The organism is Pseudoclavibacter sp. 13-3 (assembly GCF_021168475.1).
In the GTDB taxonomy this organism is placed as follows: Bacteria; Actinomycetota; Actinomycetes; order Actinomycetales; family Microbacteriaceae; genus Pseudoclavibacter_A.
The window spans coordinates 168,564-191,476 of the sequence record NZ_JAJOZT010000004.1; the positions used below are offsets into that span (position 1 = coordinate 168,564).

21 protein-coding genes and 1 tRNA gene are annotated in these 22,913 nt (G+C 64.7%); 3 read left to right on the forward strand and 19 right to left on the reverse strand.

Annotated elements, in window-relative coordinates:
• Nucleotide 1: 1 nt before the first annotated feature.
• A complete protein-coding gene (locus LRX77_RS08295) occupies nucleotides 2-763 on the reverse strand; it encodes a YebC/PmpR family DNA-binding transcriptional regulator (RefSeq protein WP_231832433.1) in 762 nt (253 codons plus the stop codon).
• A 144-nt stretch (nucleotides 764-907) separates the two neighbouring features.
• Nucleotides 908-3,010, reverse strand: a complete 2,103-nt coding sequence (thrS, locus tag LRX77_RS08300) for a threonine--tRNA ligase (RefSeq protein WP_231832434.1) — start codon at nucleotides 3,008-3,010, stop codon at nucleotides 908-910.
• A 181-nt stretch (nucleotides 3,011-3,191) separates the two neighbouring features.
• Here thrS and LRX77_RS08305 point away from each other — a divergent pair.
• Nucleotides 3,192-3,265: transfer RNA gene (locus tag LRX77_RS08305), tRNA-Val, on the forward strand.
• A 335-nt stretch (nucleotides 3,266-3,600) separates the two neighbouring features.
• The gene (locus tag LRX77_RS08310; RefSeq protein ID WP_231832435.1) at nucleotides 3,601-3,990 is read left to right on the forward strand and encodes a hypothetical protein; all 390 of its coding nucleotides are present in this window, start codon (nucleotides 3,601-3,603) and stop codon (nucleotides 3,988-3,990) included.
• A gap of 84 nt (nucleotides 3,991-4,074) precedes the next feature.
• On the opposite strand, the gene ctaF is transcribed toward LRX77_RS08310, so the two are convergent.
• The 4 genes from ctaF to LRX77_RS08330 form a co-directional block, all read right to left on the reverse strand.
• Entirely contained in the window at nucleotides 4,075-4,521 is a 447-nt protein-coding gene (gene ctaF / locus LRX77_RS08315; RefSeq protein ID WP_231832436.1) for an aa3-type cytochrome oxidase subunit IV, read from the reverse strand.
• A 2-nt stretch (nucleotides 4,522-4,523) separates the two neighbouring features.
• On the reverse strand, nucleotides 4,524-6,251 hold the full coding sequence (gene ctaD / locus LRX77_RS08320; protein WP_231832437.1) for an aa3-type cytochrome oxidase subunit I: 1,728 nt from the start codon (nucleotides 6,249-6,251) through the stop codon (nucleotides 4,524-4,526).
• 13 nt (nucleotides 6,252-6,264) lie between these two features.
• Entirely contained in the window at nucleotides 6,265-7,182 is a 918-nt protein-coding gene (gene ctaC / locus LRX77_RS08325) for an aa3-type cytochrome oxidase subunit II (protein WP_269453789.1), read from the reverse strand.
• Nucleotides 7,183-7,478: 296 nt separating this feature from the next.
• Nucleotides 7,479-7,829 (reverse strand): HesB/IscA family protein, encoded by a 351-nt coding sequence (locus LRX77_RS08330; protein WP_318655640.1) that lies wholly within the window; start codon nucleotides 7,827-7,829, stop codon nucleotides 7,479-7,481.
• Between the two features lie 264 nt (nucleotides 7,830-8,093).
• Here LRX77_RS08330 and LRX77_RS08335 point away from each other — a divergent pair, with 264 nt between their 5' ends.
• Nucleotides 8,094-8,678 (forward strand): DUF3043 domain-containing protein, encoded by a 585-nt coding sequence (locus LRX77_RS08335; RefSeq protein ID WP_231832440.1) that lies wholly within the window; start codon nucleotides 8,094-8,096, stop codon nucleotides 8,676-8,678.
• 1 nt (nucleotide 8,679) lies between these two features.
• On the opposite strand, the gene LRX77_RS08340 is transcribed toward LRX77_RS08335, so the two are convergent.
• The 13 genes from LRX77_RS08340 to murC all read right to left on the reverse strand — a co-directional run bounded on the left by LRX77_RS08340 (nucleotide 8,680) and on the right by murC (nucleotide 22,909).
• Nucleotides 8,680-9,753: a quinone-dependent dihydroorotate dehydrogenase gene (locus tag LRX77_RS08340; RefSeq protein WP_231832540.1), complete on the reverse strand. Its 1,074-nt coding sequence runs from the start codon at nucleotides 9,751-9,753 to the stop codon at nucleotides 8,680-8,682.
• Complete coding sequence (gene nrdR / locus LRX77_RS08345; protein WP_231832441.1) at nucleotides 9,753-10,265, reverse strand: transcriptional regulator NrdR; 513 nt, start codon at nucleotides 10,263-10,265, stop codon at nucleotides 9,753-9,755. Before nrdR ends, LRX77_RS08340 begins: the two co-directional genes overlap by 1 nt.
• A 7-nt stretch (nucleotides 10,266-10,272) precedes the next feature.
• Entirely contained in the window at nucleotides 10,273-11,583 is a 1,311-nt protein-coding gene (gene hisD / locus LRX77_RS08350) for a histidinol dehydrogenase (protein ID WP_231832541.1), read from the reverse strand.
• A 67-nt stretch (nucleotides 11,584-11,650) separates the two neighbouring features.
• Nucleotides 11,651-15,178 carry a DNA polymerase III subunit alpha gene (dnaE, locus tag LRX77_RS08355; RefSeq protein WP_269453791.1) on the reverse strand — a complete coding sequence of 1,176 codons (3,528 nt, stop codon included), beginning with the start codon at nucleotides 15,176-15,178 and terminating at the stop codon, nucleotides 11,651-11,653.
• A gap of 46 nt (nucleotides 15,179-15,224) precedes the next feature.
• On the reverse strand, nucleotides 15,225-16,151 hold the full coding sequence (locus LRX77_RS08360) for an RluA family pseudouridine synthase (RefSeq protein WP_231832442.1): 927 nt from the start codon (nucleotides 16,149-16,151) through the stop codon (nucleotides 15,225-15,227).
• Complete coding sequence (gene lspA / locus LRX77_RS08365) at nucleotides 16,141-16,734, reverse strand: signal peptidase II (RefSeq protein ID WP_231832443.1); 594 nt, start codon at nucleotides 16,732-16,734, stop codon at nucleotides 16,141-16,143. Before lspA ends, LRX77_RS08360 begins: the two co-directional genes overlap by 11 nt.
• A gap of 8 nt (nucleotides 16,735-16,742) precedes the next feature.
• A complete protein-coding gene (locus LRX77_RS08370; protein ID WP_231832444.1) occupies nucleotides 16,743-17,411 on the reverse strand; it encodes a DivIVA domain-containing protein in 669 nt (222 codons plus the stop codon).
• A gap of 64 nt (nucleotides 17,412-17,475) precedes the next feature.
• Nucleotides 17,476-17,763: a YggT family protein gene (locus tag LRX77_RS08375; protein ID WP_231832445.1), complete on the reverse strand. Its 288-nt coding sequence runs from the start codon at nucleotides 17,761-17,763 to the stop codon at nucleotides 17,476-17,478.
• A gap of 19 nt (nucleotides 17,764-17,782) precedes the next feature.
• Nucleotides 17,783-18,268 carry a cell division protein SepF gene (locus LRX77_RS08380; protein WP_231832446.1) on the reverse strand — a complete coding sequence of 162 codons (486 nt, stop codon included), beginning with the start codon at nucleotides 18,266-18,268 and terminating at the stop codon, nucleotides 17,783-17,785.
• A 29-nt stretch (nucleotides 18,269-18,297) separates the two neighbouring features.
• Complete coding sequence (locus LRX77_RS08385) at nucleotides 18,298-19,071, reverse strand: YggS family pyridoxal phosphate-dependent enzyme (protein ID WP_231832447.1); 774 nt, start codon at nucleotides 19,069-19,071, stop codon at nucleotides 18,298-18,300.
• Nucleotides 19,068-20,282, reverse strand: a complete 1,215-nt coding sequence (gene ftsZ / locus LRX77_RS08390; protein WP_231832448.1) for a cell division protein FtsZ — start codon at nucleotides 20,280-20,282, stop codon at nucleotides 19,068-19,070. Before ftsZ ends, LRX77_RS08385 begins: the two co-directional genes overlap by 4 nt.
• Before the next feature lie 166 nt (nucleotides 20,283-20,448).
• Nucleotides 20,449-21,507, reverse strand: coding sequence for an FtsQ-type POTRA domain-containing protein (locus LRX77_RS10540; RefSeq protein WP_231832449.1), 1,059 nt, complete (start codon nucleotides 21,505-21,507; stop codon nucleotides 20,449-20,451).
• Nucleotides 21,497-22,909 (reverse strand): UDP-N-acetylmuramate--L-alanine ligase, encoded by a 1,413-nt coding sequence (murC, locus tag LRX77_RS08400; protein WP_231832450.1) that lies wholly within the window; start codon nucleotides 22,907-22,909, stop codon nucleotides 21,497-21,499. The genes LRX77_RS10540 and murC overlap by 11 nt, the downstream gene beginning before the upstream one ends.
• Nucleotides 22,910-22,913: the final 4 nt, after the last annotated feature.

Genomic DNA, 22,913 nt, shown 5'->3' on the forward strand with positions numbered 1-22,913 from the left:
GTCAGTCTTCTTCGGCCAGCGTCTCGACGATCTCGTCGCTCACATCGAAGTTGCCGAACACGTTCTGCACGTCGTCGCTGTCTTCGAGCGAGTCGATGATGCGGAACAGCTTGCGCGCGGTGTCGATGTCGACGTCGATCTGCAGGCCGGCCACGAACTCGTTCTCTGCCGAGTCGTAGTCGATGTTCGCGGCGACGAGTGCCTGGCGCACGGCTACCAGGTCGTTCGGCTCGCTGAGCACGCGGAATTCGTCGCCGTTGTCGATCACCTCTTCGGCGCCGGCGTCGAGCACGGCCTCGAGAATGGAATCCTCGGTGACCCCGTCAGCCTTGGCGACGGTGACGACGCCCTTGCGACTGAAGTTGTATGAGACCGATCCGGGGTCGGCCAGTGTGCCGCCGTTGCGCGTCAGCGCGGTGCGCACGTCGGCCGCTGCACGGTTCTTGTTGTCGGTGAGGCACTCGACCAGCAGTGCGACGCCGCCCGGAGCGTACGCCTCGTACATGATGGTCTCGTACTTCGCACCGCCGTCAACCTCGCCCGAGCCGCGCTTGACTGCGCGGGTGATGTTGTCGGCGGGCACCGAGTTCTTCTTCGCCTTCTGAATGGCGTCGAAGAGGGTCGGGTTGCCCTCAGGGTCGCCGCCGCCCAGGCGTGCGGCCACCTCGATGCCCTTGATGTACTTCGCGAAGGCCTTGGCGCGCTTCGCGTCGATCGCGGCCTTCTTGTGCTTCGTGGTCGCCCATTTGGAGTGGCCTGACATGTGACTCCTTGTTCGTGATCTCTCGATGAATCTTACTCGTGATGATGGTTCGGTCTCGGCTGGCCCGCTGGGCCGAGTCGACCTGCGACCATCGACGGATGCCGTGCGCCGCAGCAGCATGCGGCGCCGGCCCGTCTCGAATCGCTACTCGGCTGCGGCTGCGGCTTTCGCCTGCTGCTCGACGACCTCATTCTGCGCGACGACCGGCACCTCGACGCCAGGAACAGCCGTGGCATCCACCGCGCTGCTGACCTGTACCCGGGCTTCGGCGAGCCCGCGCAGCCAGGTGATCGCCTCGGCGACGGGCACCCCGTTGCACTGCGAACCGTCACGGAAGCGGAAGCTCACCGTGCCCGAGGAGCGGTCGTCCTCGCCGGCGATCAGCATGACCGGCACCTTCTGCTTCGAGTGCGTGCGGATCTTCTTGGGCATGCGGTCATCAGACGTGTCGACGCTGGCGCGCAGCCCGACGGCACGCAGCTGCGCCGCGACATCCTCGAGATACGGAGCGTACTCGTCTGCCACCGGAATGCCGACGACCTGCTCGGGAGCCAGCCACAGCGGGAACGCACCGGCGTAGTGCTCGGTGAGCACGCCGAAGAAGCGCTCGATCGAGCCGAAGAGCGCGCGATGGATCATCACCGGGCGCTGCAGCGAGCCGTCGGGTGCGGTGTACTCGAGGCCGAAGCGCTCAGGCAGGTTGAAGTCGAGCTGCAGCGTGCTCATCTGCCAGGTGCGACCGATGGCGTCGCGCGCCTGAACCGAGATCTTTGGGCCGTAGAATGCGGCGCCCTCGGGATCGGGCACCAGTTCGAGGCCGCTGGCCTCGGCCACCTCCTGGAGCGTGCGGGTCGCCTCTTCCCAGACCGCGTCGTCACCGACGTACTTCTTCGGGTCTTTGGTCGAGAGCTCCAGGTAGAAGTCGTCGAGGCCATAGTCTTTCAGCAGGTCGAGCACGAACTGCAGCACGCTGGTGAGCTCGTCTTTCATCTGCTCGCGAGTCGTGTAGATGTGCGCGTCGTCCTGGGTGAACCCGCGGGCACGAGTCAGACCGTGGATCACACCGCTCTTCTCGTACCGGTAGACGGTGCCGAACTCGAAAAGCCGCAGCGGCAGATCACGGTAGCTGTGCGCCTTGCTCGAGTAGATCAGGTTGTGCATCGGGCAGTTCATCGGCTTCAGGTAGTAGAACTGCCCCTGACGCCTGACGTTGCCCTCGGCATCGAGCTCTTCGTCGACGTGCAGCGGGGGGAACATCCCGTCGCTGTACCAGTCGAGGTGACCGCTCACCTCGTACAGATGGGATTTGGTGATGTGCGGCGTGTAGACGAACTGGTAGCCGGCCTCTTCGTGACGCTGGCGCGAGTAGTCTTCCATCACCTTGCGGATGATGCCGCCCTTGGGATGGAAGACCGGCAGCCCTGACCCGATCTCATCGGGAAAGCTGAACAGGTCGAGCTCGACGCCGAGCTTGCGGTGGTCGCGCTTCGCCGCCTCGGCGAGGCGATGCTCATAGGCTTTGAGCTCGTCTTTGGTCGGCCACGCCGTGCCGTAGATGCGCTGCAGCTGTGCGTTCGCCTGATCACCGCGCCAGTAGGCCGCCGAGGTGCGCAGCAAATCGAAGCCGTTGCCGATCAGGCGGGTATTCGGCAGATGGGGCCCGCGGCACAGGTCGCACCAGATCGTCTCGCCGCTCTTCGGATCGACATTGTCGTACATGGTGAGGCCGCTGCCGCCGACCTCGACCGACTCCTCGTCGTCACCGGCGTTGCCTTTGAGCCCGATCAGCTCGAGCTTGTACGGCTCGTTCGCCTCTTCGAGACGGGCGTCGGCCTCTGAGACGGGACGACGCACGAAGCGCTGCCCCTGCTTGACGATGCGCTGCATCACCTTCTTGATCTGCTTGAGATCTTCGGGGGTGAAGGGCTCCGCGACGTCGAAGTCGTAGTAGAAGCCGTCGGTGATGAACGGGCCGATGCCCAGTTTCGCGTCGGGGCGCACCTGCTGCACAGCCTGCGCCAGCACGTGCGTTGTCGAGTGACGAAGAATGTTGAGCCCGTCTGCACTGTCGATCGTCACAGACTCGATGGTCTCGCCCTGGTCGACTGCGCCGGCAAGATCGCGAAGCTCCCCGTCGACTCTCTGGGCGACGACGTCGCGGTGGTCGGCGAAGAGATCGGCGCCGGTCGTCCCAGCTGCCACCTCCCTGTGCTCGCCGTTGACAGTGATGGTGATGGGTGACGACACCGGAGCTCCTTGAGCATGGCCGCGCCGACCGATACGAAGCGGTCCGCGCGTGAGTGATTGCTGTTGACCTGACCATCCTACCGCAGGGTGTGCACGGCCTCGAAAAAGTACGCTATACTTGTCGAGTTGCCTGCACGGATGACGCATCACAGCGTCGTGACACATGTGTGGCCACGCACATGGGCGATTGGCGCAGTTGGTTAGCGCGCTTCCTTCACACGGAAGAGGTCGCTGGTTCGAGTCCAGTATCGCCCACAGGCCGACAGCCCCGGAACCACGCGGATCGCGTGGCACCGGGGCTGTTTCCGTCTCACCCCATGGAAAGCAGACGAGAAACAGGACTGAGTCCGCTCCGCACTCCCCCGCCCTCCTGCCTCATGCACTCTCCCCGGTCTCCAGGCGCACCCCGCCGTCAGGCACCTCAGCTGCCGCCGAGGTCTGCCACCGTCAGCTGATCAATCATATTTGCTCTCAGCCAGGATGCGGAGTTCTCAGCGCAACCCTCCTAGAATGCGAACCACCTGGTGATGTGCCAGGGCCTGTCAGACGCAATGGGGCGTCGACGAGCCGAGAAACAAGGAGGCCTCAGCATGTTCACGAAACGCGTCAGCCCGGTCGTCATCGACGGGCAGCGGTACTTTCCGCTTGAGAAGCCGGAGCAGCTGCCTCGCGAGTTCGGCAGTGTCGAGCTCTTCGTGCGCAACGAGGTTCCGGTTCGATTCACGCGAGTAGCCGACAACACTTGGGTCGTGCACCGTGCCGATCGCCCCGGCTCGACCGGTGTGCTCGTAGACGACCCGGCGGGTGACGCAGAGTCGGAGACCGGCGTCGGGGTGGAAGGTCGAACGGACCGCCTTCATCTCCGTTTCATCTACTCCGCGGCGGCGGCCGCTGAGGTCGGTCTTCCCGACTGGCGAATCCCGCTGCAGCGCGTCTCGTGGGATGACTTCCTGAAGTTCTTCGCATCGCGCTCGGTCTGATCTCGCACCAAGACGACAAAGAGCAGCGGCCCCGCATCTGTTAAAGAAGATGCGGGGCCGCTGCTCTGCTTGGTCAGCAGGCGCTCAGTGCGCCAGCCGATTGCGGTGGTTCTCGAACGAGAAGCCGATCACTGCGACGATCAGCAGAACGCCTCCGATGATCGTCATCCAGGTTCCGACTGCCAGTCCCAGGAAGATCACTCCAGCTGCCAGCGAGAGCGCGAAAGGCCACCAGCTCCACGGGCTGTACCAGCCGTAGTCGGGATCGGCGTCTTCGATCTTCGCCTCGAGGTTGTCCTCGGGAAGAGTTCCACCGGCGTTCTTCGACGCCTTGTAGAAGTAGAAGGCGGGAAACCACGCCATTCCGATAGCCAGAGCCAGCACCGTCGCGCCTGCGGGCTCGATCGGCACAGCCGGATTGAACAGTCCGACGCCGTCGTTGACGAAGGCGAGACTGCACACGAAGTATGCGACCAGCCCGACCAGGAAGAACAGGCCGATGCCGAAGAAGATATGTGCTGCGGTCTTCATTCTCAGTTCTCCTTCTTGCCGCCGGCGCGCACAGCCGGCACGTCTGCGAGAGCCTCATGGCGATCGGCCTGCTCGGTCTGCTTCGCCGTCGCGTGTGCGAGCTCGGGATGGTGCAGATCGAAGGCCGGCCGCTCGGAGCGGATGCGCGGGATCGCCGTGAAATTGTGACGCGGAGGCGGGCAGCTGGTGGCCCACTCGAGCGATCCCCCGAATCCCCACGGATCATCCACGGTGACTTTCTTGCCGTAGCGAGTGGTCATGTAGACGTTCCAGAAGAACGGCAGGAACGAGATGGCCAGAATCGCGGCCCCGATGGTCGACACCTGGTTCAGCACGGTGAAGCCGTCCTGCGGCAGGTAGGTGTAGTAACGACGGGGCATGCCCATCGCGCCGAGCCAGTGCTGCACGAGGAACGTCGTGTGAAAGCCGATGAACAGGAGCCAGAAGTGCACCTTTCCCAGCGTCTCGTTGAGCATCTTGCCCGTGAACTTCGGCCACCAGAAGTAGAGCCCGGCGAACATGGCGAACACGACGGTTCCGAACAGCGTGTAGTGGAAGTGGGCCACAACGAAGTAGGTGTCAGACACCTGGAAGTCGAGAGCCGGGCTGGCCAGGATCACACCGGTGAGTCCGCCGAAGCAGAAGGTGATCAAGAAGCCGACCGACCAGAGCATCGGCGTCTCGAAGGTCAACGACCCCCGCCACATCGTGCCTATCCAGTCGAAGAACTTGACACCGGTCGGAATGGCGATGGCCATCGTCATCAGCGAGAAGAACGGAAGCAGCACCTGACCGGTCACGTACATGTGGTGAGCCCAGACCGTCGCCGAGAGCGCTGCGATCGAGATGGTCGCCAGCACCAGCGTGCGGTAGCCGAAGATCGGCTTGCGGCTGAAGACGGGAATGATCTCAGACACGATGCCGAAGAACGGAAGAGCGATGACGTAGACCTCGGGGTGCCCGAAGAACCAGAACACATGCTGGAAGAGCATGGCCCCACCGGTCTCTGGATCGAAGATGTGCGTGCCGAACTTGCGGTCGGCGAACAGCGCGAAGAGAGCCGCTGCGAACGGGGGGAACGCCATGATGATCAGAATGCTCGTGACCAGGGTGTTCCAGGTGAAGATCGGCATGCGCCACATCGTCATGCCCGGAGCACGCAGCGAGACGATCGTCGCGATGAAGTTCACCGCACCCATGATCGTGCCGAAACCCGACATGGCGAGACCGATGACCCAGAGGTCTCCGCCCATACCGGGCGAGTACGTCGACGTCGACAGCGGAACGTATGCCGTCCATCCGAAGGATGCCGCGCCCTGCGGGGTGAGGAACCCGGCGACCGCGATCAGCGAGCCGACGGTGTACGTCCAGAAGCCCAGTGCGTTGAGTCTCGGGAAGGCGACATCGGGCGCGCCGATCTGCAGGGGCACCAGAACGTTGGCGAAACCGGCAAACAGCGGTGTCGCGAACATCAGCAGCATGATGATGCCGTGCATGGTGAACAGCTGGTTGTACTGCTCTTTGGTCGGGATCAGCTGGAGGCCGGGCTCGAACAGCTGAGCACGGATGAGCAGGGCCAGGACGCCTGCGAACAGGAACCACACGAACGACTGGACGATGTACAGGTATCCAAGCGTCTTGTGGTCGGTCGTCGTCAGGAATCTGACGATCGAGTGACCTTTCTTACCCAGCTTGGGCGAGTAGCCCGCGACTGCTGTTGCGGAAGTCATTGTTCTCTTCCTCTCAATTCTCTGTCACGGCGGCCGCGCTGTGCGTCTGCTCGGCATCGGTGGAGTTGTACTTCAGATCTTGGCGGCGGTCGAGCTCATGGCCGAGCGCACCGGTGTTGCCACGCTCGCGGAGCTCGGTGACGTGCGCCTGGTATTCGCTGTCAGAGACGACCTTCACGTTCATGAGCATCATGGAGTGGTACTCGCCGCAGAGCTCGGCGCACTTGACCGGGAACGTTCCCTCTTTCTCAGGGGTGAACGTCCAGTAGTTGTTGTGCACGCCCGGGAGCAGGTCTTTCTTGTACAGGAACTGCGGCACCCAGAACGAGTGCGCGACGTCGCGCGCGTCGAGTTTGATCTTGACCTCTTTGTCGACCGGAAGGTACAGCGTCGGCAGCTTCGACTCGTCGAATGTCGGACCGGTCACGTAGTCGGCCTGGACACCAGCGTCTTCGTGAACATCAGGAGCACCGTCGTTGGTGAGGTAGTTGATGTCCCAGCTCCACTGTTTGCCGACGATCTGCACCTGAACGTCTGCTCCGTCATAGGCAGGCGTCGCCTTCGCCTCTGTCGCCGACTGCACGTGCACGGTCGCGATGAAGAATCCGATGATCAGGACGAACGGCACAGCGGTGTAGAGAACTTCGATCGGCAGATTGTATCGAGTCTGCGCCGGCACGCCGGTGTCACCCTTGCGACGCCGGTAGACGACGACGCACCAGACGACCAGGCCCCAGACGACCAGGCCTACGCCCAAGAGCACGACCCATGAATGAACCCACAGATCAGTGATCTGCTGAGTGTGGTCAGTGGTGTCTGACGCGGGGAGGAACCCTCGCTTCGCGTCATCCGAACACCCGCTCAACGCCAGGGCCGCGATGCCCAAGACGCCGCTTGCAGCGACGGCTCTCTTCACTCTCGAACGCACCATTGTTCCTATCGGTAGCTTCTGAACGCAGCATCGACACAAATCGACGCACTACCCATATTACCCGCTCCGAGTCGTCTCTCTGACCATATGCACATCCAAAGGTCGATTTTTCCGTGCATCGGCTGTGAAACCCACATCATGATCAGCGCGCGCTCTGGCCTCGCCCCGGACAAGCCGCAGGCGGCGGGGGGGGGGGGGGGGGGGGGGGGGGGCCCCCCCCCCCCCCCCCCCCCCCCGCCCCCCCCCCCCCCCCCCCCCCCCCCCCCCCCCCCCCGCCGCCTGACGATGCTGCCGGATCAGTGGAACGAGTCGCCGCACGCGCATGAGCCCTGCGCGTTCGGGTTGTCGATCGTGAAGCCCTGCTTCTGAATCGAGTCTTCGAAATCGATGGTCGCACCGTCGAGATATGGCGCGCTCATCTTGTCGACGACGACTTCGACACCTTCGGCGAACTCGGCGAGCAGATCGTCATCGAGAAGCCGCTCGTCGAAGTAGAGCTGGTAGATAAGGCCTGAGCAGCCCCCGGGCTGAACGGCCACACGCAGCCGAAGGTCTTCGCGGCCCTCCTGCGTGAGCAGAGCGTGCACCTTCTCTGCGGCAGAATCGGTGAGCGCGACGTTGTGCTTCTCAATGGTGTCGGTTGCCACGATGGTCTCCTTCTTCAGCTGGACCGCACGTCGGCGACGCCCGGCGATCTCTGCAAGCATCCTACGTCGTTTGCAACGCCGTCGCGCACTTCGATGTTCCCGCTGCCCTCGGAGCGCTCGAAGACCTCACCAGCACATCGGCTGCGACTCATCGGCGCCCCGACATCCTGCACCGGATAGACTGGAGCAGTGCGCCGGAGACGGCGCTCGACGGTCGGCGCTCCGCGTCGATCCGGCAGACCTCGATTTCCAGGAGCAGCACGCGTGAGCAGCAGGAACCACGATTCCGCACAGGGCAACGACCACAACGAGTCGGCTGACGAGACGGCGAGTCAGGGCAAGGGACGCCCCACCCCGAAGCGGCGCGAGGCTGAGGCACGAAACCAGCGCCCCCTGATCCCGAACGATCGCAAGGAGGCGAAGGCGCGTGCCCGCTCTGACCGAGAGAAGGCGCGCCTCGGCATGGCCGCTGGCGACGACCGATACCTTCCGGCGAAAGAGAAAGGTCCGCAGAAGCGCCTGATCCGCGACTACGTTGACGCCCGCTGGTCATTGGGCGAGTTCATGCTTCCCGTGATGATCGTCGTCATCGTGCTGACCTTCATCCGCCAGCCGATGATCGTCACGATCTACACCGTCGGCCTCTGGGTCTTCGTCGCCGCTCTGCTCGTCGACTCGTTCGTGATCGGGCGCAAGGCCCGGAAGATCGCTGCCGACCGCTTCGGCAAAGACGAGGTCGAGAAGGGGCTCGGCGTCTATGCGGCGATGCGAGCCATTCAGATGCGCGGCATGCGCCTGCCGAAGCCTGCGGTCAAGCGTGGCGAGTTCGACCCGAGTCGTCGCCTCTGACTCACTGGTAGGCGGCTGCGGTCAGCTCGGCGAACGATGAGAACCGACTGCGCTGCAGCCGCTTCTTCAGCTCTCGGTTGATCTGTCGGGCCCATCCCGGACCGGCATAGATGAACTCGGAGTACCCCTGCACGAGAGTCGCGCCGAGCTCGAGACGCGCCCACACGTCGTCTGCGTCGCGAACGCCGCCCACCGAGACGATCGGCAGTCGGGCATCGTTGTGCGCGGCGAGCAGTCGCAGCACCTCGAGCGAACGGTCGTGCAGAGGTCGTCCCGAGAGACCGCCGGCGCCCATCCGCTCGACGTCTGCGGGTGAAGCGGTCAGGCCCTCCCGAGTCACAGTCGTATTGGTGACGATGATTCCGGCGAGCCCCAGATCAGTCGCCATGTCCAGAATGGCGATGAGCTCGTCATCGCTCATGTCCGGCGCGATCTTGACCAGCACCGGCGTTCTCCCAGCGACTTCGCGGATTCCGCTGAGCAGGGGCTGCAGCGTCTCGACGTGCTGCAGCGAGCGCAGCCCTGGTGTGTTCGGGCTGCTCACGTTGACGGCGAGGTAGTCAGCGAGCGTCGCCAGCTCAGCGGCGGAGCGCTGGTAGCTCTCGAGCGCCTCATCAAGCGGAACCATCTTGTTCTTGCCGATGTTGACGCCGACTCGCAGCGGTGATCGCGGGTCACGTGCACGAAGTCGGACCGCAGCTGCCGATGCTCCCTTGTTGTTGAAGCCCATGCGGTTGATGAGCGCCCGATCGGCCGGCAGCCGGAACAGGCGAGGCCGAGGGTTGCCCGGCTGCGGATCGGCGGTGATGGTTCCGACCTCCACGTGACCAAACCCGAGGTCGCCGAGCGCCTCGAACATGACCGCGTTCTTGTCCAGCCCCGCAGCGATGCCGAACGGCGTGGGAAAGCGCTGACCGAACGCTTCGACTTCGAGAACCTGGTCTGGACGAGTGCATGCTCTCGCGACCGCACCGACTCCCATGGCATGAGCGATGCGCAGCAGCGCGACCGTGAGAACATGTGCCTTCTCAGGATCGATACGCGTGAGCACATTGTCGAACAGCAGCCGGTAGATCATGCGTCGCCCCTCTGGGTGCCCTTCGCGGGCGAAGCCTTTTGGTCGTTCTCGGTCGTGTGTGCGGCTGCTCGGTCGCGCAGTCGCTTCACCGCCTCTTCGAAGTCGTCGATCGACGAGAAACTGCGGTAGACGCTCGCGAAGCGCAGATATGCCACCTCGTCGAGTTCGAGCAGCGGCTCGAGAATGGCGAGCCCGACGTCATGCGATTTGACCTCGCTGGCTCCGCTCTGCCTGATCGTCTCTTCGACCCGCTGAGCGAGCAGAGCGAGATCGCTGTCGCTGACCGGTCGCCCCTGGCAGGCTTTGCGCACCCCGGCGATGATCTTGTCGCGGCGAAAGGGTTCGAGCACTCCCCCGCTCTTGACCACCGACAGTGACGCCGTCTCGATCGTGCTGAAGCGGCGACCGCAGGCCGGGCACTGACGACGGCGGCGAATCGACGTGCCGTCGTCTGAGGTACGGGAGTCGACGACTCGCGAGTCTGGGTGACGGCAGAAAGGACAATGCATCTGCGGGTCAGGCCTTGCTCTCGAATCGTGCGGCGATGCACTCGGCGTGCGCGTTGAGCTTCTCGGCCTCGGCGAAGCGCTCGATGGGCTCAGCGATCTCGGCCAGGCCGTCGCGTGTGTACTCGATGACCTGCTGCGGGCGCAGGAAGGTGTACGCGCCCAGTGCCGGGCTGAATCGCGCACGTCCGCTGGTCGGCAGTACGTGATTCGAACCCGCCATGTAGTCGCCCAGCGGCACCGGCGAATACGGGCCGACGAAGATCGCGCCGGCGTTGCGCACACGATCGGCCAAGTGCTCGGCGTTCTCGGTGACGATCTCGAGGTGCTCGGGTGCGTAGGCGTCGCTCACCGCGAGCGCGGCATCCATGTCATCCACCAGAACCACGGCCGACTGCTCCCCGTGCAGGGCCACCGACGCCCGTTCACGGTTGGGCGTGCGGTCCAGCCGATCGCTCAGCCGCGTACGAACTCGATCGGCGAACGTCTCGGAGTCGGTCACCAAGACCGAGGAGGCATCCTCATCGTGCTCGGCCTGGCTCAGCAGGTCAGCCGCGACCAGATCGGCGTCAGCGTGCGCATCGGCGATGACCAGGATCTCAGTGGGGCCGGCGACCGAGTCGATCGCGACGTCGCGTGAGACGGCGAGCTTCGCCGCCGCGACGAAGGCGTTGCCGGGCCCGCTGATCACGTCGACGGGATCCAGGCCGATCTCAGGAACGCCGTAGGCCAGGGCCGCGATCGCGCCGGCTCCGCCGAGCGCGTAGATCTCGTCGAGGCCGAGCAGGCCGGCGGTTGCCAGGGTCAGCGGATGCACGGCACCGCCGAAGGCCTGCTGCGCCGGAGAGACGAGCGCCAGCCGCTCCACGCCTGCGACCTGTGCGGGCACGACGTTCATGATCACGCTCGACGGGTAGACTGCCTTGCCACCGGGCACATAGAGCCCAGCAGCCTGCACCGGCGCCCATCGCTGCGTGATGCGCGACCCACCGGGGAACGTCGTGACGACCGGATCGCGCAGCTGCGCCTCCGTCGCCCGGCGCACGCGCTCGATGGCAATCTCGAGCGAGTGGCGGATGGTCGGGTCGAGTTCGCGAACGGCGGCGTCGATGTCTGCCTGACCGACTCGGAACTCCTCGATCTGCACATGGTCGAAACGCCGAGCCTGATCGATCAGCGCCGCGCGACCGTTCGCCCGCACGTCGGCGATGAGCTGCTGAGCAGCCTGCTCTGCGGCGGCGACGTCGTGGTGCGGGCGGGGAAGCTGGTCTCTCAGAGAGAGGGAGTGGACGTTCTGCTCGCGAAAATCGATAGTGTGCATCACGCTCAACAGTCTACTCTGCGCCCCGTGTCGACGCTGCCTCGGCGGATGAGATGCGAATCCGGCCTCAATCGATGCAGCCGGCGCCGAGCAGCGCTTTGAGCTCGCTGTAGAGAGCGGCGGTCACGCTGACCCGATAGGGAATCTCGAAGACCCGCTCCGCGCCGGGCGTGACCAGTTTGAGCAGCACTTCGGTGTCACCGGTGTGACGCACCAGGATCGACGACAGGTCTTCGACGATCTCAGGTGTCGCCGACATCTCGGGGATGCTCAGCATCAGCGGCAGGCCGGCTCCCCCGGCACCCTTGATCTCGGGTGTGAAGATCGAGTACGCGTGCAGCGTCGCGCCGTCGTCGCGCTCGTTGATGCGACCGCGCACCACGACGATGGAGTCGGCCACCAGCGCGGGTGAGAACTCCTGGAACGTCTTGCCCATGAAGAGGGCCGACATTTCACCGGTGAAGTCTTCGACCTCGATGATCGCGTACTCGTTGCCGCTGTTGCGGGCGATGCGCTTCTGCACGCTCGTGATGAGCCCGGCGATGGCCACCTTGTCGCCGTCGTGGAACCGCTCGCCGCCGGTGATGTCGACGATGTTCGCATCAGCGTGCCGAGACAGCTCGCGTTCGAGCCCGTGCAGCGGATGGTCGGACACATAGAGACCGAGCATCTCGCGCTCGAAAGAGAGCTTGATGTGTTTGTCCCACTCGGGTCGATCGGGCACTTCGGCGCCCGGCTGCTCGTCGAGATCGAACATGCCGGCGAACAGGTCGACCTGCCCATGAGCCTCGTTGCGCTTGAGCTTGGCGGCCTCGTCGACGGCCTGCTCGTGAATCTCGATCAGGGCACGGCGCGTGCTGCCGAGCGAATCGAAGGCACCCGCCTTGATCAGCGATTCGATGGTGCGCTTGTTGCAGACCGTGAGCGGCACTTTGCGCAGAAAATCGTGAAAGCTGGTGAACGGATCTTCAGCCTCACGCGTCTTCACGATGGCCTCGACGACGTTCGCGCCGACGTTGCGCACCGCGCCCAGCCCGAAGCGGATGTCTTTGTCGACCGCCGAGAACCCGAGGAACGACGAGTTCACGTCGGGCGGCAGCACCGAGATTCCCATGTGCCGGCACTCGTTGAGATACATCGCGAGTTTGTCTTTGGAATCGCCCACGCTGGTGAGCAGGGCTGACATGTACTCGGCCGGGTAGTTCGCCTTGAGGAACGCCGTCCAGTACGAGACGACCCCATAGCCGACCGAGTGCGCCTTGTTGAAGGCATAGCCGGCGAAGGGCAGCAGGGTGTCCCACAGAGCCTTGACCGCCTCTTCGGAATATCCGCGATCGACCATGCCCTGGTGATAGTTGGCATACTGCTTGTCCAGCTCGGACTTCTTCTTCTTGCCCATCGCACGACGAAGCATGTCGGCCTGACCGAGAGTGAAGCCGGCCACTTTCTGGGCGACGCCCATGACCTGCTCCTGATAGACGATCAGACCATACGTCTCGCCCAGAATGTCTTTCAGCGGCTCTTCGAGCTCGGGATGAATGGGCTGAATCGGCTGCAGGCCGTTCTTGCGCAGCGCATAGTTCGTGTGCGAGTTCATGCCCATGGGCCCTGGGCGGTACAGCGCGATCACGGCCGAGATGTCGGCGAAGCTGTCTGGCTTCATCTGTTTGAGCAGTGTGCGCATCGGCCCGCCGTCGAGCTGGAACACGCCGAGCGTGTCGCCCCGGGAGAGCAGGTCATACGTCGGCTTGTCGTCGAGCGCGATCTCTTGCAGATTGAGCGTCTCGCCGCGGTTCTGCTTGATCGAGTCGACCGCATCGCCCATCACGGTCAGGTTGCGCAGACCGAGGAAGTCCATCTTGAGCAGCCCCAGGTTCTCGCACGCCGGGTACGGGTACTGCGTGATGATCGCGCCGTCTTCTTCGCGCTTCATGATGGGGATGTTGTCGATCAGAGCCTCCTGGCTCATGATCACGCCGGCCGCGTGCACGCCCCACTGGCGCTTCAGCCCCTCGATGCCTCGCGCTGTCTCTAGGATCTTCTGCGAGACCTCGTCGTCTTCGACGACCTCGCGGAACTCGGCGCCCTCCTGGTAGCGTTTCGCGTCGGGGTCGTACATCTCTTCGAGAGTCATCTCTTTGCCCATGACGGCAGGCGGGAACGCCTTCGTGAGCTTCTCGCCGGCCGAATACGGCAGACCGAGGATGCGTGAGGAGTCTTTCAGAGCCTGCTTCGCCTTGATCGACCCGTAGGTGACGATCTGGCAGACCCGGTCGTAGCCGTATTTCTCGGTGACGTATTTGATCACGTCGGTGCGACGACGGTCGTCGAAGTCGACGTCGACGTCGGGCATCGACACGCGTTCGGGGTTCAGGAATCGCTCGAACATGAGGCCGTGCTCGAGCGGATCGACCTCAGTGATGTGCATCGCATAAGCGACCATTGATCCGGCGGCCGACCCTCGCCCGGGACCGACGCGCACGCCGTTGCCCTTCGCCCACTGGATGAAGTCGGCGACCACGAGAAAGTAGCCCGGGAACCCCATCTGCTCGATGATGCCCATCTCGTAGTTCGCGCGCTCGCGAACCGGATCGGGAACAGTCTCACCGTATCGGGAGTGCAGACCGGTCTCGACCTCCGATTTGAACCATGAGAGCTCGGTCTCGCCCTCAGGCACGTCGAACTTCGGCGTCAGGTCGCGCTTGACGAACTCCACCTCACAGCGTTCCGCGATGCGCAGCGTGTTGTCGCAGGCCTCGGGATAATCGCGGAAGAGCTCGCGCATCTGCTTCGGAGTCTTCAGATAGAACTCATCGCTGCCGAAGCGGAATCGCTTGGGATCGTCAAGAGTCGAGGCTGACTGCACGCAGAGCAGCGCAGCGTGCGCATGAGCATCCTCGGCATGCGTGTAATGCAGGTCGTTGCTCGCCACCAGCGGCAGGTGCAGGTCTTTGGCGAGATCGAGCAGATCGCTCATCACACGGCGCTCGATGTCGATCCCATGATCCATGATCTCGCAGTAGTAGTTCTCGGGTCCGAAGATGTCTCGGTAGCGCGCCACCGCCTCGCGCGCCTCTTTGTACTGCCCGAGGCGCAGGCGGGTCTGGATCTCGCCGCTGGCGCAGCCCGTGGTCGCGATGATGCCCTTGGCGTACTGCTGCAGCAGCTCGAGATCCATGCGGGGCTTGAAGTAGAAGCCCTCGATCGACGACAGCGACGCCAGTCGGAAGAGGTTGTGCATACCCTCTGTCGTCTCGGCGAGCATGGTCGCGTGCGTGTACGAACCTCCGCCCGAGACGTCGTCTTCGCCGCCGCTGCCCCACCGCACGCGGGAGCGCTCCTGGCGTTTGGTGCCGGGGGTCAGATAGGCCTCGAGACCGATGATCGGTTTGATCCCGGCGGCCTGACACGCATAGTAGAACTCGTACGTGCCGAACATGTTGCCGTGGTCGGTGATGGCCAGCGCAGGCATCTCGAGCCGGGCGGCCTCGGCGATGAGCGGCTTGATCTTCGCGGCACCGTCCAGCATGGAGTACTCGCTGTGCACATGCAGGTGCACGAAGCTGTCGGAGACGGTGCTCGATGATGCAGCCAAGAACGATCGCCTTTCGCAGACGTGACTCAGGGGAACTCGGCCCAGTCTACGCCTGTGGGTCGCGCAGCAGCGAGAGGGCGTGCCGCAGATCTTCCGGGGGTTCGCAGTCGACGATCACGTGCTCGCCGGTCACCGGATGGGCGAAGTCGAGGCGCACCGCATGCAGCCACTGCCGGGTGAGACCGAGACGCTCGGCCAGCGCCGGATCGCCGCCGTAGAGCGGATCGCCCATCAGCGGATGATGCCGTGCCGACATGTGCACGCGAATCTGGTGGGTGCGGCCAGTCTCGAGGTGAATCTCGAGCAGCGAGCCGCGGGCGAACGCCTCGAGCGTGCGGTAGTGCGTCACCGACGGGCGGCCGCCGGCGACCACGCCGAACTTCCAGTCCGCACGTGGCAGACGCCCGATCGGTGCGTCGATCGTTCCGCTGCTGGGATCAGGATGCCCGTGCACGACCGCCTGATAGGTCTTGTGCACCGTGTGGTCGCGAAAGGCCTGTTTGAGCGCACTGTAGGCCGGCTCGCTGCGCGCCACCATCATCAGGCCGCTGGTGCCGACGTCCAAGCGCTGCACGATGCCCTGTCGTTCGGGCGGCCCGCCCTGAGCCACGCTGATGCCTCGCGCGGCGAGCACGCCCAGCACGGTGGGGCCCGTCCAGCTGGTCGCCGGATGTGCAACGACTCCCACGGGCTTGTTCACGATGACGATGTCATCGTCGAGGTAGGCGATCTCGAGATCGGGAACGTCAAGAGGACGCACCGCGAGACGGTCTTCTTCTTCCCAGTAGACCGTGACGAGACCGTGATCTTCGAGTCGGTCGGATTTGTGCAGCGGTCGACCCCCCTGAGTGACGTCTCCCGAGGTCATCAGCGACTGGATGCGGGCGCGAGACAAGCCGGTCAGCTCTGCCAGGCCGGTGTCAGCCCGCTGACCGATCAGCTCGGGCGGAACCGAGACGAGCTTACTGGGCATGTTCGTCTGCTCGCGCGGCCGAGGATTCTTCGTGCACCTCAGGCTCCCCCTTCGCGGCCGCCGACACCTCTTCGAACTGGCGAGGGCGGAAGAGCATGATGAGCACCAGCCCGGCCACCGCGCAGGTGAGCATGATGTCGGCGAGATTCACGATCGCGAACCCTTTGAGCTGCAGGAAGTCGACCACGTGCCCCCGCGCGAAGGCAGGCGGGCGGACCAGACGATCGACCAGGTTTCCGACCACACCCCCCAAGAACACGCCGAAGAGCACGATCAGCGGCGCCGATCGCAGCGACCGGGCGAACCACACCAGCACGCCGGAGACGACCACGGCGAGCACTGTGAAGATCCAGGTCATCTCTTCCCCCATAGAGAAGGCCGCACCAGGGTTGAACACGAGACGCAGCTGCACCAAGTCGCCGATCACCGAGACCGGCTGCCCCGGCGTCAGCGCGGCAATCGCCCAGATCTTGACGATCTGGTCGAGCAACACTGCCACGCATGCGATGCCCAGCACAGACAGAATCGAGCGGCGGGCCGAGGCCCGCCGCTCGATGTCGTGCGAGGCTGAGGAGTCAGCCACGCGTCACGCTACTTTCGGCCGTTGTTGCTGCCGTGCACCGACTTCGTGGTGCTCTCGGCGAGCGACCCCGATGACTCGAGGTCTTTGAGCTGACCGCTGATGAACGACTTGAGCGACGTACGGTACTGCCGCTCGAACGTCTCGAGATCTTTGATGTCGGCTTCGAGCGTCGTCTTGCGCTGGGTGAGGTCGTTGAGCTCTTTCGCCTTGCGATCCTGCACCTCGGTGAGGATGCGACGAGCCTCGACGCGAGCCTCCGAGATGGTCTTCTCTTTGGTCTCTTCGCCTTCGCGAACGTGCTGGTCGTGCAGCGTGCGCGCCAGCTGCAGGAGCGAGGTGGCCTCGTCGGACTCGTTGCGCGGTTCGGTGGCTGTCGAGGTGGCGTTCGCCGCCGGTGCTGCGGCTGCGGGAGCCGTCGCCGCGACTGCGGCCGGAGCGGCCTCTGTGCCACGGCTCTGACGCAGCATCTTGATCTCTGCCTCAGCGCGAGCCAGCTTCGACTTCAGCTCGTCGGCTTCCTGAGCCTTCGCCTTGAGCGACTCGTTCTCTTCGCTCAGTCGGCGGAACTCGACGACGACCTCATCAAGGAAGTCATCGACTTCGTCCTGCTCATAGCCGTCGCGGAACTTCGTCGTCTGGAAGCGCTTGTTCAGAACGTCATCGGGCGTTAAGGCCATTACTTACTCCTAATTCGTGTGTAGTTTCGCTCTCGACTTGAGCTTGAGCCAAACCCCATCAGACTCATCTTAGACCATTGAACACGGCACCCAAGGTGCTGAAGACAAAAATGGAGAGGAAGATGCCGAAGTCGAGACTGACCTGGCCGACTCGCAGTGGAGGAAGGAGTCGTCGCGCCAGCCGCACCGGAGGATCCGTGATCGTGAAGAGGACCTCAGCGAGAACGGTGATCAGTCGCGGCAGCCGTGCCGATCTGCGCAGGCCTAGGACCAGCTCGACGAGAAACCTCAGAAAGAGAATGGACGAGTAGGTCTGACAGAGCCAGCCGAAGATGCCGAAGAGGATGCTCAAGACGAGTCGCCGTCAGAGACTACTGCTCGGTGAAGAACCCGACCTGGCTGGGATCTTCGTCATCCTGCTGCTGTGCCCCGCTCACCAGCACGTTCTGCGGAGAGAGCAGGAACACCTTCGGCGTCACTCGTTCGATCTTGCCCAAGAGCCCCTGCGCCAGCCCCGATGCGAAATCGATCAGACGGCGCGCGTCTGGCTCGGTCATCTGGCTCAGGTTGATGATGACGGGAACGCCGCCGCGGAACCCCTCGGCGATCATCTGCACATCAGCGTATTTCTTGGGATGGACGGTCAGAATCTCGTTCAATTCACCTGCCTGGGTCTGTGCTGGCGTGCGTCGCAGCGGCGTGACGTTGCTGCGCTGCTGCTGGGCGTGTGTGGGTGCCGCCTGTGCGGCGGCTGCCGCAGGACGCTCGGCTGCTGGCGCTGCCGGAGTCTCATCGAGGTACTGGTCGTCATCGACGAGTCCGAGGTATTCAAGTGTCTTACGCAGTGGGTTTCCCATGGGGCATCCTCCAATGTCTCTGTCACAGATTAGCGGGCCGAGACCGGTTTTCCGGTGATTGCGGTTCCGATTCGCAGGTGTGTCGCACCGTGTCGCAGCGCAGCCTGCCAGTCTCCGCTCATTCCGGCCGAGATGCTGTCCGCCTCGGGCGCGACGCGCCGGATGCGCGCCGAGAGCTCCTGCAGCCGTTCGAAAGCCGGATCGGCGTCGGCACCGAGCGGCGCGACGGCCATCAGTCCCTTGAGCCGCAGATGCGGCGAGGCGAGCACCCGCTCGACCAGAGCGTCCATCTGCTCGATCAGCACTCCCCCTCGATCGGGCTGACCGTCGAGTGAGACCTGCACGAACGCGTCGACCGCGTGATCCAGCTCGACTCGATCGATGCGATCGACCAGCTCTGTGCGGTCGATCGAGTGAATGGCCCAGGCCAGCCGCGCAACCTGACCGGCCTTCTTGCGCTGCAGCTGGCCGATGAAATGCCACCGGGCCGACTCCAGAGCAGAGCCTCCTGCCTCGAGCTTCGCATGCAGCCCCTGCAGTGTGTTCTCGCCGAAGTCTCGCTGACCGGCGGCATACAGCACCTCGGCCAGCTCCGGGGTGTGGTACTTCGTGACCACGATCACATGGACCTCTTCACGGCGACGGCCGCAGAGGCTCAGCTGTGCCTCGAGATCGCTCTCGAACGCGTGCAGGCGGTCGACCACACCCGCCTCCACCCCGGCGAGCCGGGCCGGCGTCGGCGCCGAAGGCGCCCCTCTGGGCGGTTCGCCGTGGGCGGGCACAGGCTCGAACTCCGCAGTCACTTCAAGAAGTCAGGAACGTCGAGCTCCTGATCGTCGAGCCGTTCGAAGGGATACGACCGGGCGGCGTACGGATCCGCGACGCCCGTGTCGACCGACGACTCAGCCCCGTCGGCGTCGCTGCCGGATGCCGTCGCGGCGGCGTCTGCGGCGTTCGAGGCAGCTGCCTCATCAGGCTCGCCTCCGGCCGGGGCGGCAGCAGGACGCTCCGCTGCAGCCGAGGCGCCGTGACCGCGCTCGTCGCGTCCACGACGCAGATTGCGCAGTTCGTCCTCTTCGTCGAAGCCCGCTGCGATCACAGTGACGCGCACCTCGTCACCCAGAGCGTCGTCGAGCACGGTGCCGAAGATGATGTTCGCCTCGGCGTGCACGACTTCTTGCACCAGCTGCACAGCATCGTTGATCTCGAAGATGCCCAGGTCTGATCCGCCCTGCACCGAGATCAGCACTCCGTGAGCGCCGTCGATCGTCGACTCCAGCAGCGGTGACGAGATGGCGAGCTCTGCCGCCTTGATCGCACGATCTGCGCCGCGTGCCGAGCCGATGCCCATCAAGGCCGTGCCGGCTCCCTGCATCACCGACTGCACATCGGCGAAGTCGAGGTTGATCAGCCCCGGCGTCGTGATCAGGTCGCTGATGCCCTGCACACCGGCGAGCAGCACCTGATCGGCGATCGAGAACGCCTCGAGCATGGTGATGCCGCGATCGCTGATCTCGAGCAGTCGATCGTTCGGCACGGTGATCAGCGTGTCGACCTCGGCCCGCAGAGCCTGAACGCCCGACTCGGCCTGCGACATGCGACGCTTGCCCTCGAACGAGAACGGCTTGGTGACCACACCGATCGTCAGAGCGCCGATCGACTTGGCGATCTTGGCGACGACCGGCGCACCTCCGGTGCCTGTGCCGCCACCCTCGCCGGCGGTGACGAAGACCATATCGGCGCCGCGCAGCGTCTCTTCGATCTCGTCTGCATGCTCTTCGGCCGCACGTCGCCCGACCTCGGGATCGGCACCGGCGCCGAGCCCTCGAGTCGACTCGCGACCGACGTCGAGCTTGACGTCGGCGTCACTCAGCAGCAGTGCCTGAGCGTCCGTGTTGATGGCGATGAACTCGACGCCTTTGAGCCCGCGCTCGATCATGCGGTTCACCGCATTGACGCCACCGCCGCCGATGCCGACCACTTTGATCACGGCGAGGTAGTTCTGGTTCGACATATTGGACCGGCCTTCCGTCAACCTTCAACTTCAACTGGAGCGTTAAAGTTATACTGCGTATACGTTTGATCTCTGAGAAAGTATCCACGCCCGCGCACCAAAACACGACGGCTCATGCGGTGTGTCGCGACTTGGGTGCGCGATTGGCTCGCGACAGGCGTCCTGGTCATGAGACCACGGGCAGCGACGGCGAAGACACGTCGATGTGCTGGGCATCCGGCCGGTCGCCCACCAGCGCGCGCAGCACGCGCGCCTTGAGCGCCGTCTCACTGCCGTCTCCCCAGACGACGGTCGTCCCGCTGCGAAGCGTGAGCTGCACGTCGTCCTGCGTGGTCGCCTGTGCCGACGCCACCTGCCCCAGGAGGTCGCCGTCAAGGCTGCGCAGCACCGAAGCGACCGATGCGAACGCCGGCGACTGAGGATCCGTCGAGGCGATCTGCAGGGTGGGATAGCCGTCCTCTGGCTGATCCGCGGTCTGCACGACGACGCCGGCCGCATCCACCAGCAAGTATGAGTCGCCCTTCTTGAAGACGCCGATGGGCGCTCGCTCGGTCACGGTGACGATCAGTGTGCCCGGCAGTTCGGCTCGGATGCTGTACGACTCGACGGCGCTGAACTGCTGCAGCTCGCGTTCGATCTGCGCGCCGGAGAGCCCGATGATCGGACGCCCCACCTGGTCGTCCAACGCGGAGCTCAGCTCGGCCGCCGAGGTGCGCTGTGTTCCCCGCACCTCGATGTGCTGCACCGAGAGCCACGGCGAGAAGACCAGCCCGATGGTGACGGCGACGACGACGGCGAGGCCGATGATGAGAAAGCGCCCGAGGTGCAGGTTCTGAAACAGCGCGCCGATGGATGCCCTGGTCGCCGCCGTCGCACCGCTCGCCTGGGCTCCCCACGGCTGCTCTCTGGCAGAGCCTCCGGAACGATCGAGGCGGGCAGCGGCGCGCAGATCCTCGCGTTCGCGAGCACGACGCCGATGCACCGTCGCACGCAGCTGTGCGCGCGCGGCTCGACCCGTTCGGGCATCCTGCCAACGAGCGCTCAGCCGCGATCGCCAGCCGGTCGACTCCCCGTCACCGAGCGGCGTTGTGACCTCGCGAGGCCGTGTCGCGCCGCGATCTCTGCTCTTTCGACCGGCTGCGCTCCCCGAGCGGGCTCGCGAGGCTGGTCTGTCGTCGCTCTGAGTGCGCAGGTGCGGTCGCCGGATGCGATCGTCATCGGTCACGCAGACGCTCCAGCAGTCGAGGCAGGATCGGGTAGAGGCCCACGCCCAGTGTCAGCACGATGTCGCCCGGCCGCGCGCGACGCACAATCTGCTCGACGGCGTCATCCCAAGTGGGGCTGTAATGGCCGAGATCCGGGTGCGGGAGTCTGCTGACCAGCCAGGCCGAGTCGATGCCCGGGATCGGGTCTTCTCGAGCGCCGCGCAGGGTCAGCACGTCGACGAAGTCGGCCCAGCGGTCGAAGACCTGGGCGAACTCGTCGGCGTGATCGCGGGTGCGGCTGTAGAGGTGCGGCTCGAAGATCACCAGCACACGGCCCTCGCCGGCCAGCTCATGGGCGGCGGTGAGCACCGCAGCCACCTCGGTCGGGTGATGCGCGTAGTCGTCGACGACGGTCACTCCGTCGACGACGCCCTGACGATCGAACCGGCGAGCGGTTCCCCGGTAGTGGCCCGCAGCGCGGAGCGCATCCGCCAGCGGATACCCCAGCTGACGCAGCACCGCGGCGACGCCCAAGGCGTTCAGCGCATTGTGGTGGCCGAGCAGGTCGCTGCGAAAACGGATGGTGCCCTCAGGCTGTGCGGTCACGGCGATGTCGGTCTCCCATCCCTGCGGCGTCACCTCGGTCAGCTCGAGTTCGTTGCCGTCGCCGGCCTCGCCGAAGGTGATCAGGTGCTCTGCACCGCCCAGTCGCGGCAGAATCGTCCTGGTCAGACGGTCGCTGCCGTTGACCACAGAGAACTCCGCAGCACTGCTGATGAACTGCACGAAGGCGTCTTCGATGCCCTGAGCGGTGCCGTAGTGGTCCAGGTGCTCGGTGTCGATGTTGGTCACGAGCACGCCGGCGGTCTCGTACCGCAGGAACGAGCCGTCCGACTCGTCGGCCTCCAGTATGAACAGGTCGGATTCGCCCCAGCCGGCGTTCGTGCCGAGCTCCTTGATGATCGCGCCGTTGACGAAGCTCGGGTCGGCGCCGAGCTCTCGCAGAGCGGTGATCAGCATGCCGGTGCTCGTGCTCTTGCCGTGCGCTCCGGCGACCGCGATCACCCGGCTGCCTCGGGTCAGCCATTCCAAGGCCTGCGAGCGGTGGACGATGCGCAGGCCCGCGGCGCGGGCTGCGGCCAGCTCCGGGTTGCTTTCGTGCACTGCCGACGAGATCACGACGGTGTCGACGCCCTGCACATGGTCGGCGGAGTGCCCGACGGCGACGGTGACGCCGAGCTCGCGAAGGGCATGCACATTGGCGCCGTCCGCCTGGTCGGAGCCGGTGACCGGCAGCCCCTTCGTCGCCATCATGTGCGCGATGCCGCTCATGCCGGCACCGCCGATGCCGATGAAGTGGATGCGCCCCAGATCGTCGGGCAGGATGGTCGACGCGTCACGGGGTGTCGTCGTTTCGTTCATTTCG

Excerpts from the sequence above, each read along its gene's own strand:
- LRX77_RS08295 (WP_231832433.1), bottom strand. The coding sequence starts at position 763 with ATGTCAGGCCACTCCAAATGGGCGACCACGAAGCACAAGAAGGCCGCG.
- LRX77_RS08310 (WP_231832435.1), top strand. The coding sequence starts at position 3,601 with ATGTTCACGAAACGCGTCAGCCCGGTCGTCATCGACGGGCAGCGGTAC.
- ctaF (WP_231832436.1), bottom strand. The coding sequence starts at position 4,521 with ATGAAGACCGCAGCACATATCTTCTTCGGCATCGGCCTGTTCTTCCTG.
- ctaD (WP_231832437.1), bottom strand. The coding sequence starts at position 6,251 with ATGACTTCCGCAACAGCAGTCGCGGGCTACTCGCCCAAGCTGGGTAAG.
- ctaC (WP_269453789.1), bottom strand. The coding sequence starts at position 7,182 with ATGGTGCGTTCGAGAGTGAAGAGAGCCGTCGCTGCAAGCGGCGTCTTG.
- nrdR (WP_231832441.1), bottom strand. The coding sequence starts at position 10,265 with ATGCATTGTCCTTTCTGCCGTCACCCAGACTCGCGAGTCGTCGACTCC.
- hisD (WP_231832541.1), bottom strand. The coding sequence starts at position 11,583 with ATGCACACTATCGATTTTCGCGAGCAGAACGTCCACTCCCTCTCTCTG.
- LRX77_RS08360 (WP_231832442.1), bottom strand. The coding sequence starts at position 16,151 with ATGCCCAGTAAGCTCGTCTCGGTTCCGCCCGAGCTGATCGGTCAGCGG.
- LRX77_RS08370 (WP_231832444.1), bottom strand. The coding sequence starts at position 17,411 with ATGGCCTTAACGCCCGATGACGTTCTGAACAAGCGCTTCCAGACGACG.
- LRX77_RS08380 (WP_231832446.1), bottom strand. The coding sequence starts at position 18,268 with ATGGGAAACCCACTGCGTAAGACACTTGAATACCTCGGACTCGTCGAT.
- ftsZ (WP_231832448.1), bottom strand. The coding sequence starts at position 20,282 with ATGTCGAACCAGAACTACCTCGCCGTGATCAAAGTGGTCGGCATCGGC.
- murC (WP_231832450.1), bottom strand. The coding sequence starts at position 22,909 with ATGAACGAAACGACGACACCCCGTGACGCGTCGACCATCCTGCCCGAC.